Origin of the sequence: Neptunomonas japonica DSM 18939, assembly GCF_000422765.1 — a bacterium.
GTDB classification, from domain to species: Bacteria; Pseudomonadota; Gammaproteobacteria; order Pseudomonadales; family Balneatricaceae; genus Neptunomonas; species Neptunomonas japonica.
The window spans coordinates 379,353-397,476 of the sequence record NZ_AUGR01000001.1; the positions used below are offsets into that span (position 1 = coordinate 379,353).

General features: G+C 43.7%; 17 protein-coding genes. All 17 read left to right on the forward strand.

The genetic code is table 11. From position 1 onward, the window contains the following. The first annotated feature begins 22 nt into the window (after positions 1–22). The 17 genes from G511_RS0101860 (at position 23) to G511_RS0101940 (ending at position 18,121) form a co-directional block, all read left to right on the forward strand. Positions 23–517 carry an OmpH/Skp family outer membrane protein gene (locus G511_RS0101860; protein WP_028468105.1) on the forward strand — a complete coding sequence of 165 codons (495 nt, stop codon included), beginning with the start codon at positions 23–25 and terminating at the stop codon, positions 515–517. Next, on the forward strand, positions 518–1,567 hold the full coding sequence (lpxD, locus tag G511_RS0101865) for a UDP-3-O-(3-hydroxymyristoyl)glucosamine N-acyltransferase (protein ID WP_028468106.1): 1,050 nt from the start codon (positions 518–520) through the stop codon (positions 1,565–1,567). Positions 1,568–1,575: 8 nt separating this feature from the next. Beyond that, positions 1,576–2,010 (forward strand): 3-hydroxyacyl-ACP dehydratase FabZ, encoded by a 435-nt coding sequence (gene fabZ, locus G511_RS0101870; RefSeq protein WP_028468107.1) that lies wholly within the window; start codon positions 1,576–1,578, stop codon positions 2,008–2,010. A 4-nt stretch (positions 2,011–2,014) separates the two neighbouring features. After that, entirely contained in the window at positions 2,015–2,785 is a 771-nt protein-coding gene (gene lpxA / locus G511_RS0101875; protein WP_028468108.1) for an acyl-ACP--UDP-N-acetylglucosamine O-acyltransferase, read from the forward strand. 8 nt (positions 2,786–2,793) lie between these two features. Further along, positions 2,794–3,960 carry a lipid-A-disaccharide synthase gene (lpxB, locus tag G511_RS0101880; RefSeq protein WP_028468109.1) on the forward strand — a complete coding sequence of 389 codons (1,167 nt, stop codon included), beginning with the start codon at positions 2,794–2,796 and terminating at the stop codon, positions 3,958–3,960. Continuing rightward, entirely contained in the window at positions 3,948–4,553 is a 606-nt protein-coding gene (gene rnhB, locus G511_RS0101885) for a ribonuclease HII (RefSeq protein WP_051221415.1), read from the forward strand. Before lpxB ends, rnhB begins: the two co-directional genes overlap by 13 nt. 10 nt (positions 4,554–4,563) lie before the next feature. Further along, positions 4,564–8,058: a DNA polymerase III subunit alpha gene (dnaE, locus tag G511_RS0101890; protein WP_028468111.1), complete on the forward strand. Its 3,495-nt coding sequence runs from the start codon at positions 4,564–4,566 to the stop codon at positions 8,056–8,058. A gap of 86 nt (positions 8,059–8,144) precedes the next feature. Next, positions 8,145–9,101 (forward strand): acetyl-CoA carboxylase carboxyl transferase subunit alpha, encoded by a 957-nt coding sequence (accA, locus tag G511_RS0101895; RefSeq protein ID WP_028468112.1) that lies wholly within the window; start codon positions 8,145–8,147, stop codon positions 9,099–9,101. Positions 9,102–9,111: 10 nt separating this feature from the next. Continuing rightward, complete coding sequence (gene tilS / locus G511_RS0101900; RefSeq protein WP_028468113.1) at positions 9,112–10,407, forward strand: tRNA lysidine(34) synthetase TilS; 1,296 nt, start codon at positions 9,112–9,114, stop codon at positions 10,405–10,407. Positions 10,408–10,493: 86 nt separating this feature from the next. Continuing rightward, on the forward strand, positions 10,494–12,122 hold the full coding sequence (locus G511_RS0101905; protein WP_028468114.1) for a CTP synthase: 1,629 nt from the start codon (positions 10,494–10,496) through the stop codon (positions 12,120–12,122). 52 nt (positions 12,123–12,174) lie between these two features. After that, positions 12,175–13,470 (forward strand): phosphopyruvate hydratase, encoded by a 1,296-nt coding sequence (eno, locus tag G511_RS0101910; protein ID WP_028468115.1) that lies wholly within the window; start codon positions 12,175–12,177, stop codon positions 13,468–13,470. Positions 13,471–13,527: 57 nt separating this feature from the next. Beyond that, positions 13,528–13,824 (forward strand): cell division protein FtsB, encoded by a 297-nt coding sequence (gene ftsB / locus G511_RS0101915; protein WP_028468116.1) that lies wholly within the window; start codon positions 13,528–13,530, stop codon positions 13,822–13,824. A gap of 2 nt (positions 13,825–13,826) precedes the next feature. Beyond that, a complete protein-coding gene (truD, locus tag G511_RS0101920) occupies positions 13,827–14,867 on the forward strand; it encodes a tRNA pseudouridine(13) synthase TruD (protein ID WP_028468117.1) in 1,041 nt (346 codons plus the stop codon). 2 nt (positions 14,868–14,869) lie between these two features. Continuing rightward, on the forward strand, positions 14,870–15,622 hold the full coding sequence (surE, locus tag G511_RS0101925; protein WP_028468118.1) for a 5'/3'-nucleotidase SurE: 753 nt from the start codon (positions 14,870–14,872) through the stop codon (positions 15,620–15,622). 26 nt (positions 15,623–15,648) lie between these two features. After that, positions 15,649–16,284 (forward strand): protein-L-isoaspartate(D-aspartate) O-methyltransferase, encoded by a 636-nt coding sequence (locus G511_RS0101930; protein ID WP_211224847.1) that lies wholly within the window; start codon positions 15,649–15,651, stop codon positions 16,282–16,284. A gap of 13 nt (positions 16,285–16,297) precedes the next feature. Next, the gene (locus tag G511_RS0101935) at positions 16,298–17,236 is read left to right on the forward strand and encodes a polyprenyl-phosphate transporter (RefSeq protein ID WP_245573796.1); all 939 of its coding nucleotides are present in this window, start codon (positions 16,298–16,300) and stop codon (positions 17,234–17,236) included. 102 nt (positions 17,237–17,338) lie between these two features. Continuing rightward, positions 17,339–18,121 (forward strand): peptidoglycan DD-metalloendopeptidase family protein, encoded by a 783-nt coding sequence (locus G511_RS0101940; RefSeq protein ID WP_245573797.1) that lies wholly within the window; start codon positions 17,339–17,341, stop codon positions 18,119–18,121. The last annotated feature ends 3 nt before the right edge of the window (positions 18,122–18,124 follow it).

Sequence of the window (18,124 nt, forward strand, 5' to 3'; positions counted from 1 at the left end):
CTTCTTAAGTAAGGAATTAAAGATGAAGTTATTAAAGGTTATTGCTGTATCTGTTTCAATTGCATTTGCTCCTGTTGTATTTGCCGATAAGTTAGCTGTTTTAGGCGTTCAAGAAGCTTTATTGAAATCAAACGCTGCAGCCTCTTTTAAGAAAAGTTTGCAAAACGAGCTTAAAGGCGATGAAAGCCGTTTGTTGGAGCTTGAAAAACAAGCCAAACTGATGCGTGAAAAAATTCAGAAAAACGGCTCTTCAATGAGTGAAAATGAGTTGAAGCAGGCAAGACTGCAGTTTCAGAAGGTCTTTCAAGAGTATCAACGTAACGGGCAAGAACTACAACAAAAGCGAGCTGAGCGTGAACAAGGCTTTATTAAAGATATGAAGCCAAAGCTTGATGACATAATTCGTAAAATCATTAAAGACAACCAGTATGACGTTATTCTTGCAAAGCAGGCTACTGTTTATTACGGCAAAGGGTTTGATATAACGCCTACTGTTGTGAAGCTTCTTAACAAGTAAATGATACGTACTTTACCTAGTTTTACACTTTCTGAGATAGCCTCTCTTGTTAAGGGTAGGCTAGTTGGTGATAGTGAGCTGGTTATTAACTCACTAAGCACCTTAGAGTCTGCTAAGTCAGGTCAATTGAGTTTTTTGGCTAATGCTAAATATACAGCGAGCCTTGGTCAGACTCAGGCAGGCGCTGTGTTAATTACTGAAAATCACCTTGTAAACGCACCTTGTGCAGCCGTTGTAGTTGATGATCCCTACTTAGCTTTTGCACAGTTAAGTAAGTTTTTTGATTGGCGGCTTAAAGCAAACTTTGGTATTGCGTCTTCAGCTCATATCAGCGCGTCTGCTCAAGTTCATGAGCAAGCAAGCATTGCTGCAGGAGTAGTGCTGGGCGAAGAGACTATAATTGAGTCTGGCGTTTATATTGGTCCAAACGCCGTTGTTGGCAATCGTTGTGTAGTGGCTAAAGATGCTCGTATAGAAGCGGGTGTTATACTATATGACGATGTGCATATTGGGCAGAGAAGCCTAGTTCACTCTGGAGCAGTGTTGGGAGGAGACGGGTTTGGATTTGCTCCCACAAAAGGTGCTTGGGTAAAAATTTATCAGTTAGGCGGTGTGCGTGTTGGGCAGGATGTTGAGATTGGTGCTGGTACAACTGTTGATCGTGGCGCATTAGATCACACTTATATCAAAGACGGCGTGAAGCTCGATAACCAAATTCAAATTGCTCACAATGTAGTTATAGGTGAGCAAACTGCAATAGCTGGCTGTACGGCGATAGCCGGAAGCACTAAAATTGGGCGCCGCTGTACTATTGCTGGGATGAGTGGAATAGTAGGGCACCTTACTATTGCTGATAATACCCATATTACGGCTATGAGTTTAATTAGTAAGTCGGTTACTCAGCCAGGGCAGGTTTTATCTTCAGGTACGGGGCAAGAACTGCACCGAAGCTGGAAGAAGAATGTCATACGCTTTAAAAAATTAGATAGTATGGCAAAGCGTATTACAGCGTTAGAAAACAAAGTTGATAATTTCTCTAGTGAAGGTTAGTACACATAATGGATGTTAATGAAATTAGGGAATATCTCCCTCATCGCTACCCCTTTTTATTGGTTGATAGGGTTCTTGAAATCACACCTGGAGAGTCCATCGTAGCCCTTAAAAACGTGACGGTGAATGAACCATTTTTTAATGGCCATTTCCCAGAACATCCTGTTATGCCGGGTGTGTTGATTGTTGAAGCGATGGCGCAGGCCGCTGGGATCCTTGGTTTTAAAACCATGGATAAAAAACCTCAGGACGGATCTATCTACTATTTTGTAGGGTCGGATAAATTACGTTTCAAGCGCCCTGTTGTTCCGGGCGATCAGCTTAAGCTTGAAGCAAGCATCCTTTCAGAAAAGAGAGGAATCTGGAAGTTTGCGGTGAAAGCAACGGTTGATGGTGATATGGTTAGTTCAGCAACAATTCTATGTGCTGATCGAAAGGTGTAAATAAGTGATTGATCCACGAGCCATTATTGACCCTGGGGCTAAGCTGGCAGATAACGTTAGTGTTGGTCCTTGGTCTTATGTTGGCCCTGATGTAGAAATTGGGGAAGGTACGACTATTGCTTCGCATGTTGTAGTTAAAGGTGCGACTAAGATAGGTGCTAATAACCAGATCTTTCAGTTTTCATCTATCGGTGAAGACTGTCAGGATAAAAAATATGCTGGTGAGAAAACGTATCTTGAAGTGGGTGAGTCCAACGTGTTTCGCGAAGGCTGTACTATCCATCGCGGAACCGTGCAGGATCAAGCTCTGACAAAAATTGGTAGTCATAATTTGTTTATGGCTTATGCACATGTAGCGCATGATTGTGTTGTTGGTGATCACGTGATTCTTGCAAATAATGCAGCAATTGCGGGACATGTTCGCGTAGGTAATAATACAATTTTGGGTGGGTTTACTGCTGTCCACCAATTCTGTCATATCGGCTCTCATGTAATGTGCGGTGCTGGCACGGTGGTTCTTAAAGATATTCCTGATTATGTTATGGCTACTGGAAACCCAGCAAAGCCACATGGCATAAATTCGGAAGGGTTGAAGCGTAGAGGTTACAGTGCTGAAGTGATAAGGCAGATAAAACAAGCCTATAAGGTTATTTATCGTCAAAAGTTAACTTCTGAACAAGCACTAGAGCAGCTTAGGGAGATGGCCGTAAATACGGCGGAAATACTTCCACTTATTCATTCTCTACAAGCCTCATCTCGAGGAATTGTTCGCTAGGAGGCTATGTGACCAAACTGCGCATTGCAATGGTCGCTGGAGAAGCCTCAGGCGACATTCTCGGAGCAGGCCTGATTCAAGCAATTAAAAAACGTTATCCCCATGCTGTATTTTATGGCATTGGCGGTGATTTGATGTGCGCTCAAGGTTTTGATTCAGTCGTTCCCATGGATAAGCTATCAGTAATGGGGCTGGTTGAAGTCTTGGGGCGTTTGCCTGAGTTGTTGTCTATTCGAAAGAAATTAAGTAATAGTTTGATCGATAATCCGCCTGATCTTTTTGTTGGTATTGACGCCCCTGACTTTAATTTGAAATTAGAACATCAATTAAAGGCCGTTGGTATTGCTACGGTTCATTATGTTAGCCCTTCTGTTTGGGCATGGAAGAAAAAGCGCATATATAAGATTAAAGAATCTACAGACCTTGTATTGGCCTTGTTCCCTTTTGAAGCACAGCACTATAAACCGACAAAACAAAATGTTGTTTTTGTTGGACACCCTTTAGCAGACCTCATTGCTAATGATTCGCGCCTACTTGAAGCACGAGCGCATTTTGATATAGCGGATACAACCAAAGTGATAGCCCTTTTGCCAGGTAGTCGTGGTAGCGAGCTAAAGTACTTGGCTGAGCCTTTTTTGCAGGCCGCCGAATTATTACAAAAAAAATACCCCGATATATTGTTTCTTCTTCCTGCTGCCAATACTAAGCGCAAGGAATCACTTAAAGAACTACTTGGTGAGAAGTTTTCAGGTCTTAATGTGCGCTTATTACTCAATCAATCTAGAGAATCGATGGCAGCGGCGGATGCCATATTGATTGCTTCAGGAACAGCGACTCTAGAGGCGACTCTGTTGAAAAAACCGATGGTGGTTGTTTATAAAATGGCATCATTAACTTATGCGATTTATTCACGCATGATCAAAACCCCGTATATATCATTACCCAATATTTTGGCAGGTGAGAAGTTGGTCCCTGAGGTGTTGCAGGGTGATGTGACGCCAGCTCGATTGGCCGCGGAGCTTGAAAAAACTCTTCAAGATAAGGCTTATCAAGCTTTGCTCGATAAACGCTTTACTGAAATTAATCAACAATTAAAGTTGGATGCAGATGAGAGAGCCGCAGACGCCGTTATATCGCTTTTGCAGCAGCGAGGTATTTTAACATGCAATCAATAGCTCTTGATTTTTCACACTATGGAAACGTAGCGGGTGTCGATGAAGTTGGACGTGGCCCATTAGTTGGTAATGTTGTTGCCGCCGCCGTTATTTTAGATCCTAATTATAAAATTCATGGGTTGGCTGATTCAAAAAAACTAACAGAAAAGAAGCGTGACGCTTTATATATAGAGATAGTTGAAAACGCACTGGCTTGGCATGTCGCTTATGCTTCGCCTGATGAGATTGATCAGATAAATATTCTCCACGCTAGTATGCTCGCTATGCAGCGGGCAGTTGAAGGACTGAATGTTCCGCCTGACTATGTGGTGGTAGATGGCAATCGATGTCCACAACTTACATACCCTTGTGAGGCAGTTGTTAAAGGAGACTCTAAAGTTGCAGCTATCAGCGCTGCTTCTATTTTGGCAAAAGTGGTGCGTGATAAAGAAATGTATGTACTACACGAGTTACACCCCGAATACGGCTTTAATAAGCATAAAGGTTACCCGACTGCCGCACATATGAACGCCTTAAAAATGTATGGCCCTCTTCCTGAGTATAGGAAGTCTTTTCGTCCAGTTGCAAAGCTGCTCGATGCATTAGTTAAATAATAGGAAGAGTATGTCTACAACCTCATTTATACATTTGCGTGTACATACCGAATTCTCACTAATTGATGGGCTAGTACGTGTTAAAGGCTTAGTTGCTGCGGCTAAAGAAGCGGGCATGCCGGCGGTAGCGGTTACTGATCAGGTTAATTTGTTTGCCTTGGTGAAGTTTTTTAAGGCGTCGGCAGGCGCTGGGATTAAGCCCATTTGTGGGGCTGAGATACTGGTACTGAACGAAAATGATAACGAGGCTGAGCCTTATCGCGTTACTTTGTTGGTACAGAATGCGCTGGGTTATCGGCATTTGATGGAGTTAATCTCTAGAGCTTACGCAGAAGGGCAGGGTTTTATTTTAGATAAAGCTTTGGTTAAAAAGTCGTGGTTAATTGAAAAGTCGGAAGGGCTTATTGCATTATCCGGTGCGCGTGAGGGCGAAGTTGGGCGTGCCATGATTTCAGGCAATGGCATGGCAGATGCTATTCTAGATGAGTGGATGCAAATATTTCCTAATCGTTTTTATTTAGAGGTTCAAAGAACAGGACGCCCAAGAGAGGATGTAATTGTTTCAGAGAGCGTTCGTTTAGGCTTGGCTAAGCAGTGTCCATTAGTCGCGACGAATGAGGTTATGTTTCTCCAAGAGTCTGACTTTGACGCTCACGAAGCGCGAGTATGCATTAATCAAAGTCGCACGTTAGAAGACCCAAGGCGGACACGTAATTACTCAGCACAACAGTATTTTCGTACTGCAGATGAGATGGTCGAACTTTTCTCTGACATTCCAAGTGCAATACAAAATACCGTTGAGATAGCTAAGCGCTGCAATATTGAACTAGATTTAGGTACCTATTACCTTCCAAAATACCCTGTCCCTGAAGGGATGATGATGGATGAGTTTTTTTGTAAGGTTTCTGAAGATGGTCTTGAGCAGCGCTTAGAAGTACTGCTCGATAAAAATGATCCTGAGTATGCGCAAAAGCGCAAAGCATATGATGACCGTCTTACCTTTGAGTTGGATATCATTACCCAAATGGGTTTTCCCGGGTACTTCTTGATTGTTATGGACTTCATACAGTGGGCTAAGGATAACGATATTCCAGTAGGTCCGGGCCGTGGTTCTGGTGCGGGCTCTTTGGTTGCTTATGCACAAAAAATCACTGACTTAGATCCATTAGAATACGACCTTCTGTTTGAGCGCTTTCTTAACCCTGAACGTGTTTCGATGCCCGATTTTGATATCGATTTCTGTATGGATAATCGTGATCAGGTTATCGATTATGTCGCACGAACTTACGGGCGTGATGCGGTTTCACAGATTATTACCTTTGGTACGATGGCAGCCAAAGCTGTTGTTCGAGATGTGGCACGTGTGCAGGGTAAGCCGTTTGGATTAGCTGATAAGTTGTCTAAGCTGATTCCTTTTGAAGTAGGAATAACGCTGACCAAAGCGATGGAGCAGGAGCCTGCCTTGAGCGATTTTGTTTCAGGCAGTGAAGAAGCTCAAGAAATTATGGACATGGCTTACAAGCTGGAGGGAGTAACCCGAAACGTTGGTAAGCATGCGGGTGGTGTGGTGATTGCCCCAACGAAGCTCACTGATTTCTCAGCAACCTATTGTGATGAAGAAGGCCATGGTTTAGTTACACAGTTCGATAAAAATGATGTCGAAGAAGCGGGCCTTGTTAAATTTGACTTTCTAGGTTTGCGAACACTCACTATCATTGATTGGGCTATGAAAACAATTAATGGTATTCGTGCTAAAGAGGATAAAGAGCCTCTCGATATTTCATTAATACCTTTGGAAGATAAAACGGTTTTTGACCTGCTGCAGTCTGCAAACACAACGGCTGTGTTTCAGTTAGAGTCCAGTGGTATGAAAGACTTGGTTCGACGTCTATTACCTTCTCGCTTTGAGGATATTGTCGCACTAGTAGCATTGTTCCGTCCCGGGCCTTTGCAGTCTGGCATGGTAGATGACTTTATCAATCGTAAGCATGGGCGGGCTGAAATGGCTTGGCCGCACGCCGATTATCAGCTAGATAGTTTGCAGCCAGTGCTAGAACCTACCTACGGGATTATTCTCTACCAAGAGCAAGTAATGCAAATCGCTCAGGTGATGGCGGGTTACTCGCTCGGTGGCGCCGATATGCTGCGTCGTGCTATGGGTAAGAAAAAGCCTGAAGAGATGGCTAAGCAGCGTGAAGGGTTCTTGGTAGGGTGCGAAGAAAACAACATCGATCGAGACCTTGCCGGAAACATTTTTGATCTGGTGGAAAAATTTGCAGGGTATGGTTTTAACAAATCACATTCTGCAGCTTATGCTTTAGTTTCTTACCAAACGGCTTGGCTAAAAACGCATTATCCTGCTCCTTTTATGGCATCAGTAATGTCTGCTGATATGCAAAATACTGAAAAAGTCGTTATCTTTATTGAAGATTGTCGAGCAATGGGGCTGCCACCTGAATTACCTGATGTGTGCTCAGGCGAGTATATGTTTACGGTCAACGAGGAGGGTAAGATTGTTTATGGTCTAGGAGCCATAAAAGGGGTGGGTGAAGGGCCTATAGAATCTATTATTAAGGCGCGTAATGACGGCGGTGGTGAATTTAAAGATTTCTTTGATTTCTGTAAAAGAGTTGGCGCTAAAAAACTTAACAAACGTGTGTTGGAAGCGCTTGTTAGGTCAGGTGCGCTAGATAAGTTGGGCGCCGATCGTGCTGTTCTTTGGGCTGCTATCAGTGATGGTTTACGGTCAGCGGGTCAGAATGAGCGTAACCAAAGTGCTGGTATCTTTGATATGTTCGGGGAGGTAGAAGCTGAACAGCCTCGAGATCCTTACGAAGATTATAAAGGGGTTCGTACTTGGTCCGATAAAGAGCGTCTTAAAGGCGAAAGAGATACGCTTGGCTTATATCTGACCGGTCACCCTATTGATGAGTATGAAAAAGAACTTAACCGCTTTGTGTCTAAAAAAATTGTAGATCTGCAGCCAGCGCGCGGAAGGCAGCAAAAGATAGCGGGTTTGATTGTTGATCAGCGAGTGAAGAAAACTAAACGTGGTGACTCTCTTTGCTTTTTGACATTGGATGACCGCTCTGCACGTATCGACATTACACTTTACGGTGAAATATATGAGCAAACTCGTGATTGGGCGGTCAAAGATACCATTGTTATTATGGAGGGCGAGGTTAACCAAGATGATTATTCAGGCGGCCTCAAGGTTCGTTGTAATAAATTATCGAGTATTTCGCAGGCAAGAACACAGTATGGCTCGCTGTTTAAAGTTAAATCAGCCCAGAAGATGCTCTCTGGTCGCAATTTAAAGCAGTTCGAGAATATTTTGCAGACATATAGTTCTGTGGAGGGTTTGCCGGTTGCAGTAGAATACCAAAGAGATGATGCTGCTGGTGCTGTTCGACTTGGTGATAACTGGAGAGTAGACCCTTCAGATGAGCTGATTTTGGCGTTGAAAGAGCATTTTGGTGACGAAAGCATCATGCTAGAGTACTGATCAGGGTGGTTATCCTGCGAGGGTAACTGTAAAATCTGCACTTTAAATTTGTCATATTTATTTAATGATTAAGCGGAAAGAATCAAATGAATCCGAATTATCTGGATTTTGAGCAGCCTATAGCAGAGCTCGAAGCCAAAATTGAAGAGTTAAGACTAGTTGGTGATGGCACAGAGATTAACATTGCTGATGAGCTAACTAAGCTGTTAGGAAAAAGCCGCAGTTTAACGGAATCTATTTTTACAAACCTTTCCGCTTGGCAGATTTCTCAATTATCACGTCATCCTCAGCGTCCGTATACTTTAGATTATTTGTCGTTGATGTTCGAAGACTTTGAAGAGATACATGGGGACCGTCATTTCTCTGATGATGCCGCTATTGTTGGCGGTGTGGCTCGTTTAGATGGCCGCCCAGTGATGGTTGTCGGTCATCAAAAAGGCCGCGAAGTAAAAGAAAAGGTGCGTCGTAACTTTGGTATGCCACGCCCTGAAGGATATCGTAAAGCGTTACGTCTGATGGAGATGGCTGAGCGTTTCCAGATGCCCGTGTTAACTTTCATCGATACGCCAGGTGCTTATCCTGGTATTGATGCTGAAGAGCGCGGTCAGAGTGAAGCGATTGCTTACAACCTTGCTAAAATGTCGCAATTGAAAACTCCTATTATTTCAACGGTAGTTGGAGAAGGCGGTTCCGGTGGCGCATTAGCAATTGGCGTCTGTGATGAGCTAATGATGCTGCAATACTCTACCTATTCAGTGATTTCGCCTGAAGGTTGTGCATCTATTCTTTGGAAAAGCGCAGAAAAAGCTTCCGATGCAGCTAAAGCAATGGGTATTACTTCTAGCAGTCTTCATGAGCTGGGTTTAGTTGATAAAGTTGTACCTGAGCCTCTTGGTGGTGCACACCGTAATCCTGAAGCATTATGCGTAGACTTGAAACAGTCACTGGTCGATTCCTTGTCAAAGCTAGAAGGTCTATCGGTTGATGAACTACTTGAACGCCGTTATAACCGCTTAATGTCCTACGGATTAACGTCTGCGTAAGCGCTAAAAGATGACTCGCCTACCATTGATTGCTGATTTCTTAGAATCAATTAATCAATATCCCGCTAAGCGATGGGTTATTGCTTTAAGTGGTGGGCTTGACTCGATTGTGATGCTGCATTTGGCGGCATCGCATCTCCCTTCTAATATGCTTCATGCTCTTCATATTAATCATCATTTGCAGAGTAGTGCGGATGAATGGTCTGCTTTTTGTAAAAGCCAATCAGAAGATCTGTCCCTGCCATTTAGCCAAATCGATGTGTTCCCTCAGAGCAATGGCGAAGCTGCTGCACGTGATGCGCGCTATCATGCATTTAACGATTTTTTGCAGGATGGTGATGGGTTGCTATTGGCTCATCACGCTGATGATCAAGCGGAAACGATACTGTTTCGTTTATTAAGAGGCAGTGGCTTGCGTGGGCTTGCAGGCATTCCAGTCAGCAGGAAGTTGGGCGCTAATGATATTGTACGTCCGTTATTGTCTGCATCGCGCGCCGATATTGAGCACTACGCGCATATACATCAATTGGATTGGGTAGAAGACCCTAGCAACCAGCAGGATGTCTACGATAGAAACTTTCTACGATTAAATGTCCTCCCTGTTTTGAAAGAGCGCTGGCCAAATGTGGTAGAGCGATTTTCATCGACTAGCCGACTGTTGTATCAGGATCGGGAGCTGCTTGATGAATATCTTGATCAAGAACTTGCTGGGTTGATGCTCAGTAAGATTGTTCTTAATGGGCTGATGCTTGCGTCGTTGGCAGTTGATAAGCGAAAGGCGCTGATTCGTCGGTGGGTTTATACACAGCAAGGTGAGTCTTTAAATGAAACACAGTTGTTGCAGTTAGAGAAGAACTTTTTTCAATCGGGTATAGATAAAAATCCTGAGCTTATTTTGAAGGCAGGAGTTCTTAGGCGATATCGTAAAAACTTATATCTATGCGCCAACCTTGTTTTTGAGGAGGAGTCAAACGTTCAGCCTTTGAGCCCAGGGCAGTACAAGAGAAAGGCGGGTGTTCTCACGGTAAAAAGTGAGCTCAGTGGCGCTAGCTGCTTGAAAACATTAGATAAGCTTGTTTGTGTTCAAAGGACGAACGGAATGAGCTGTAAGCCTGTTGGTCGAGGCACTAAGTCGCTTAAAAAACTTTTTCAAGAAGCGTCCATTCCTCCGTGGCAAAGAAAAAACTGGCCTGTTTGTATGGTCGGAAATGAGATCGTTGCCATCCCCGGCATATGTGTCTGTGAAGGGTGGGGTGTTTCATCTTCTGAATTGCCAGGATTCTCACTAAGATGGGAGCCTTTCTGATTGTCGAAAGTCCCTTTCTTTGCTACCCTGTAGCCCCATCTTTGGTTAGTTTTTTTTTCCTCACTTTCAGCTAAAACAGGTTCCACATGACGCGTTACATTTTCGTCACAGGTGGTGTCGTGTCCTCTTTGGGCAAAGGCATCGCATCCGCTTCGCTTGCAGCTATTTTGGAAGCCCGCGGCTTAAAAGTCACTATGTTGAAACTCGATCCATATATTAATGTCGATCCTGGTACGATGAGCCCTTTCCAGCATGGGGAAGTGTTCGTTACGGAAGATGGAGCTGAGACGGATCTTGATCTTGGGCATTATGAACGCTTTATTCGTACCACTATGAATAAGCGTAATAACTTTACGACGGGGCGTGTTTATCAACATGTACTGAATAAAGAACGCCGAGGCGATTATCTGGGAGGTACTGTTCAGGTAATCCCGCACATCACTGATGAGATTAAACGACGCGTTGTTGAAGGCGCTGGTGATGTAGATGTTGCGTTAGTAGAAATTGGCGGCACGGTTGGTGATATTGAATCACAGCCGTTCTTGGAAGCGGTGCGCCAGCTGAAAGCTGAAGTTGGTTTTTCTCGTGCTATGTTTATGCACCTGACATTGGTTCCATACATTGCTACAGCAGGTGAAATTAAAACGAAACCTTCTCAGCACTCTGTAAAAGAATTGCGTTCAATTGGTATTCAGCCTGATATTTTAGTCTGTCGTTCAGAGAAGGCTATTCCTGATTCGGCACGTCGTAAATTGTCACTCTTCACTAACGTTGAAGAGCGTGCTGTTATCTCTATGCCAGATGCTGAGACTATTTACGATATTCCTGAAATGCTGTGTAACCAAGGGCTGGACGATATTGTTGTTGAACGTTTCAACTTAGAAGCTCCCGCCGCAGATCTTGGTGAATGGAAAGCGGTTGCTGATGCTCACCTTCACCCTGAAGGTGAAGTTAAAATCGCTATGGTTGGTAAGTACATGGAATTACTGGATGCCTACAAGTCGCTCATAGAAGCGATTTCTCATGCAGGTATCCAGTTGCGTAAAAAAGTACGTATTGAATATATTGATTCTGAGCGCGTTGAGCGTGAAGGCGTAGAAATCTTAAAAGATGCTGCTGCTATTTTGGTACCAGGTGGATTTGGCGAGCGTGGTGTGGAAGGTAAAATATCCGCCGTACAATATGCGCGCGAGAATAAAGTCCCCTATCTAGGAATCTGTCTTGGAATGCAAGTTGCTGTTATTGAATTTGCCCGTAATGTAGCCAAGCTAGACGGCGCTACTTCTACAGAGTTTGATAAAAATGCTGAACACCCAGTAATTGGTTTGATTACTGAATGGATTACAGAAGAAGGTGATGTTGAAGTACGTAATGCTGAAGTTGATTTAGGTGGAACTATGCGACTTGGTGCGCAAAAGTGTCATTTGAAAGAAGGCTCTACAGCAGCACTTTCTTACGGTAGTACAGACATTGTTGAGCGTCATCGTCATCGCTATGAAGTTAATAATAACTACGTGTCGGCCTTAGAAGATGCTGGGTTAAGTATCTCGGGCCGTTCTGTAGATGGTGAACTGGTTGAAGTTGTTGAAGTGCCTGATCATCCTTGGTTTGTGGCATGCCAATTTCATCCAGAATTTACCTCTTCGCCACGTGATGGGCATGGGCTCTTTACTGGATTTATCGAAGCAGCAATAACTGAACAGGCACGCCGCTAAGTAATCGAGCGTACTGGGATTTACATCGTTTTAGGAATAATGGAGAGAAAGAATGGCTCAGATTACCGATATCAAAGCACGTGAAGTGCTGGATTCTCGTGGTAACCCAACAGTTGAAGCAGACGTTATTTTAGCATCTGGTGTTGTTGGCTCTGCATGTGCGCCGTCTGGAGCATCGACTGGCTCGCGTGAAGCATTGGAATTGCGTGATGGTGATAAATCTCGTTACCTCGGTAAAGGTGTCTTGAAAGCAGTAGCTGCTGTTAATGGCGTTATTCGTGATGCATTAGTTGGTATGGATGTTACCGAACAGCGTGCATTGGACAATGCGATGCTGGCCTTGGACGGAACCGAGAATAAAGAAAATTTAGGTGCTAATGCTATCTTGGCTGTTTCTTTAGCGGCAGCCAAAGCGGCAGCAGTGGAAAAGAACATTCCTTTATATGCGCATATTGCTGAGATCAATGGCACAGCAGGTCAGTTCTCATTGCCAGTACCGATGATGAATATCATCAACGGTGGAGAGCATGCTGATAACAACGTTGATATCCAGGAATTCATGGTTCAACCCGTTAACTTTACTAAGTTCTCTGACGGTCTACGTTGCGGTGCTGAAATTTTCCATTCATTGAAAGCTGTACTTAAAGCGAAAGGTTTAAGTACATCGGTAGGTGATGAAGGTGGTTTTGCTCCGGATCTAGCATCAAACGAAGACGCTTTGGTTGTTATCAAAGAAGCAATCTCAAATGCAGGCTATGAGTTAGGTAAAGATGTAACCCTAGCACTTGATTGCGCAGCTTCTGAGTTCTATAAAGATGGTAAGTATGACCTTTCAGGTGAGGGTAAAGTATTTGATGCTGAAGGTTTCAGTGACTATCTAGCTGAATTGACGGAAAACTATCCAATTGTTTCTGTTGAAGATGGCCTAGACGAATCTGATTGGGACGGTTGGGCATATCTGACTAAAAAAATCGGCAACAAAGTTCAGCTAGTCGGTGATGATCTTTTTGTGACTAACACTAAGATTTTAAGCCGTGGTATTGAGCAAAGCATCGGTAACTCTATCCTAATCAAGTTCAACCAAATTGGTTCATTGTCTGAAACACTAGACGCTATAAAAATGGCTAAAGATGCTGGTTTTACGGTTGTTATTTCACATCGTTCAGGTGAGACAGAAGATACCACTATTGCTGATTTAGCAGTGGGTACTGCAGCCGGACAGATTAAAACGGGCTCATTATGCCGCTCAGATCGTGTCGCTAAGTACAATCGCTTGTTGCGTATTGAAGAAGAACTAGGTGAGAAGGCTGTGTACAACGGTCTTGCAGAAATTAAGGGACAAGCATAACGCTTGAATACCTTTAGAAGGGGGCTTAGGCCCCCTTTTTAGACTCTGAGGTAAGCTGTGTTCCGTTGGTTTATTGCATTATTGCTTTTGATTCTTTTAGGACTTCAGTATCGACTCTGGTTCGGTGATGCTAATATTTTTCAAATATTAGATTTGCAGGAAAAGATCGCTGTTCAAGCTGATGAGAATGAGCGTTTGCAAATGAGGAATAGGCAGCTTGAAGCCGAAGTGACCGATTTGAAAAAAGGTCTTTCTGCTATAGAGGAGCGTGCCCGCAGTGATCAGGGAATGGTGCGTGAGGGGGAAACCTTTTATCAGCTTGTTGAACCGTCTGTTGAAGCTATCGAGAAATAAGAATGGATTTGCCTACCCAGTACCGCTATCTGTACAACCCACCTACTAGCCAAGCCACTATTCGCCAGTTACCTGAAGATTTTCATGTTGTTGAAATTCCTTCATTTATTGCGGAAGGTGAGGGGGAGCATGAGTTTCTGCTTATTCGTAAAACTGGAGAGAATACAGATTGGGTAGCAAAGCTGTTAGCTAAGTTCTGCCAAATCCCTATTAAAGATGTTGGCTATGCCGGTAAAAAAGATCGTCACGCGGTTACAGAGCAGTGGTTTAGCGTACGTTTGCCCATGACACGTAAAGTAAATTGGGCTCTTTTTGGTGGTGAGTCGATTCATGTACTTGAATCTGTAAGGCATCAGAGGAAACTTAGGCTAGGCGCTTTACTAGGTAACCGCTTCTCTATTCGCTTGAGAGACCTGACAAATGAAGACGACTTTGTTGCGCGACTTGAAAAAATAAAGGCAGGCGTACCTAATTATTTTGGTGAGCAGCGCTTTGGGCATGGCGGTGGTAACTTAACCAAAGGTTTAGCGCTGATTAATGGTGAGTTTAAAGAACGCCAAAGGCACAAGAAAGGTTTATATATTTCAGCTGTTCGGTCTTGGTTGTTTAATCATATAGTTTCAGAGCGTATTGCTCAAAATTTATGGGATAACGTGTTACCGGGCGATATGATGATGTTAAGTGGTTCACGTAGTCACTTTCTTGCTGAAGCAGTTGATGAGAGTTTACTCTCAAGACTGAAAGAGCATGATCTACATTTAAGTGGCCCTTTGTGGGGGCGAGGTTCAACGCTTGTTCAAGGTGAGGCTGCTGAGTGGGAAGGCGCTGTTATTCATCCATGGGAGAGCGTCACCGAACGCCTTGAGCATTTAGGTTTGCAACAAGAGCGCCGCGCGTTACGATTAATACCTGAAGGGCTAAAAGCAGTTAAAGAATCTGATGGGCAGTGGTTGCTGAGTTTTTCGCTTCCAGCAGGGTCTTTTGCCACAAGTGTACTCAGAGAATTATGTGAACCTTTGACGGCTGGAATAGAAGATAAATAGCGATGAAGATTCTTATATCAAATGATGATGGTGTATTTTCTCCAGGCCTTGAAGCACTCGCATTAGCATTGTCTGAGGTGGCCGAGATACAAGTTGTTGCTCCAGATAGGAATCGTAGTGGTGCGAGCAATGCGTTAACACTTACTCGCCCTGTCGATGCTCATCGCCATGAGAATAATGATTTTGTTAGCTTAAACGGTACCCCAACTGATTGTGTCCATATGGGGATTTCCGGTTTGTTCGGTATGGAGCCTGATATTGTTGTTTCTGGTATTAATTCTGGTGCAAACCTAGGTGACGATGTGATCTACTCGGGCACGGTGGCGGCCGCGATGGAGGGGCGTGCTCTCTCATTACCACCGATTGCCGTCTCACTGGCAGGTCATAATCCTAAACATTTTTCTACAGCAGCTGAAATTGCTAAAAGCATGGTGCAAAGAATTACCAAACTTTCTTTACCCGCACGTACTGTTTTGAATATAAATGTGCCTGACTTGCCCCTTTCTGAAATTAAAGGTGTCCACATTACTCGCCTTGGACATAGAGCGGCGGCTGGGAAACCAGAAGCTGTTGCTGACCCAAGAGGGAAGATACGCTATTGGGTTGCAGGTGCCGGTGATGCTGTTGATAAAGAACCAGGAACTGACTTTTATGCTATTGAGCATGGGTTTGTGTCCATCACCCCCTTACATATTGATATGACGTTATATTCAGGTATGGATGATTTGGGAGAGTGGCTGGAGGGCTTGTTGTGAATGATATTCAACTTCAAGGCATAGGCATGACGTCTCGTAGAACAAGAGACCGCTTAATCAGCCGGCTTAAAGGGCAGGGCATTAGTGATGAGCAGGTGTTAAATACTATACGAGAAACCCCTCGGCATATTTTCATTGATGAAGCGTTATCTCATCGTGCATATGAAGATACGGCATTACCTATTGGCTTTAATCAAACGATATCACAACCCTATATTGTGGCTAAGATGACAGAGGTGCTGGTGTCTACAGGCCCATTGAAGCGCGTTCTTGAAGTTGGAACGGGTTCCGGCTATCAAACGTCAGTATTGGCGCAGTTGGTTGAACAAGTATTTTCAGTCGAACGTATTAAGCCGTTACAAGATAAGGCGAAAGAACGTTTAAATCAGATGGGTTTGAGAAATGTGCATTTGCAGCACTCTGATGGTGGTATGGGGTGGCCTTCGAAGGCGCCTTTCGATGCTATTATGGTAACTGCAGCACCAGAACAAGTGCCTGAAGAGTTATTAGTACAACTTGCTATCGGCGGGTCTTTAGTCATTCCGGTAGGGCAAGATCAGCAGCAGTTAAAGCTGATCACGCGTCAAAGTGATCTTGAATATAAAACCCGTATTATCGAAAATGTAAATTTCGTTCCTCTGCTGGCTGGAACAATACGATAAGGAGATAGATATTGTGAGCCAGTCTCGCCGACTTAAAGATTATGTGGTATTAACCTGTAAAGGTATTTTGATGGGCGCAGCTGATGCTGTACCAGGAGTGTCAGGAGGCACTATTGCTTTTATTACAGGGATTTATGAAGAGCTAATAGGGAGTATCAGGCGGTTTGATTTAGAAGCGCTTAAGTTATTGTTTACGCAAGGGCCTCTAGCGGCTTGGCGGCACGTTAATGGAAGTTTCTTGTTGGCCTTATTGCTTGGAATAGGGTTTAGCCTTGCGACATTAGCGCATATAGTGCTCTTCATGCTGGCAACTTATCCCGTTATGCTGTGGTCGTTCTTTTTTGGGTTGATTTTGGCATCTACATGGGTGATTTCCCGTCATGTGAAACATTGGGATTCGAGCTTTACGCTGTTGTTTTTATCGGGTGCTGTTATTGCCTATCTAATAACAAGTTTGACCCCAACCGAAATTGAAGTGTCGGCGCTAACAGTATTTTTATCGGGCAGTGTTGCTATCTGTGCAATGATTTTACCTGGAATTTCAGGATCGTTTATATTGTTGCTCTTAGGGATGTACAGCCCTATTTTGCAAGCTGTCAAAGATCTTGATCTAACCATCATCGGGTTGTTTGCTACAGGGTGCGCCGCTGGTTTACTGAGTTTCTCAAGATTGCTTAATTGGTTATTTACCGTTTATAAAATGCAAACGCTAGCGGTTATGTCTGGTTTTTTATTAGGCTCGCTCAATAAAGTTTGGCCTTGGAAGTATACAACGGCTTACACATTGAATAGTCATGGTAAGCAGGTGCCTTTAGCCCAAGATAATGTATCACCTTTTAACTATGAAGCACTCAGCGGACAAGACTCTTTTTTGATGGCATCAATTGTATTGTTTGTGCTGGGAATGGTAATTGTACTGTGGATGGAAAGAGGCCAATCAACTAACCGATAAGTTGTGTATATCAAACAGAGTAAAATAATAAATAATATACATGTACTGTTTCTAGCCGGCTTGCTGCTGATGCTGGAGGGCTGCTCATCGGGATACGCTCCGGTGAGTGAGCGTTCTGTGGTGCATAATAATAAAGTTGAAGTTGTTAAATCGTCTAGGCGCCAGAAAGCACCAGCAAGCTATAGTGTTAAAAGTGGCGACACTCTGTACTCAATTGCTTGGCGCTATGGTCTGGATTATCGCCAGCTAGCACGTATTAACGGTATTGGTCGTGATTTTCGGATTAATTCAGGCCAAAAGTTACGCTTAAAAACGACAAGTACTAAAATGAAGGTTGCTAGTAAGTCTCGTGCTAGTTCAAAAGCATCCACTGCTGAAAAGAAATCCTTAAACAATAAAGTTGTCGTTGCAAAAGCTTCCCCATCTAAAACCACTGCCTCTAAAGCCGCAAAAGTGAAATCGTCATCTTCTAGCGTTCCCGCCAGAAGTACTGCGTTATCTAACAAGTCACAAAAGGTAAGGTGGCGCTGGCCGACAAGAGGCAAGGTAATTAGTGGTTATTCAGCCAAAGGGAATGTGAATAAGGGTATTAATTTGGCTGGCACACGGGGCGAGCCTGTTTATGCTGCTGCTACAGGAAAAGTGGTATATGCAGGGAGTGGTTTATTAGGTTATGGCAACCTGATAATCATTAATCATAACCAGGAATATCTTAGTGCATATGCACATAACAGCTTAATTTTAGTAAAAGAGAACGAAAATGTTAATGTTGGAGCGAAAGTTGCCGAAATAGGTAATAGTGGCGCCACACGTACAATGCTGCATTTTGAAATTCGCAAGGATGGAAAACCAGTAAACCCGCTACGGTATCTACCAAAAAGGTAGGCG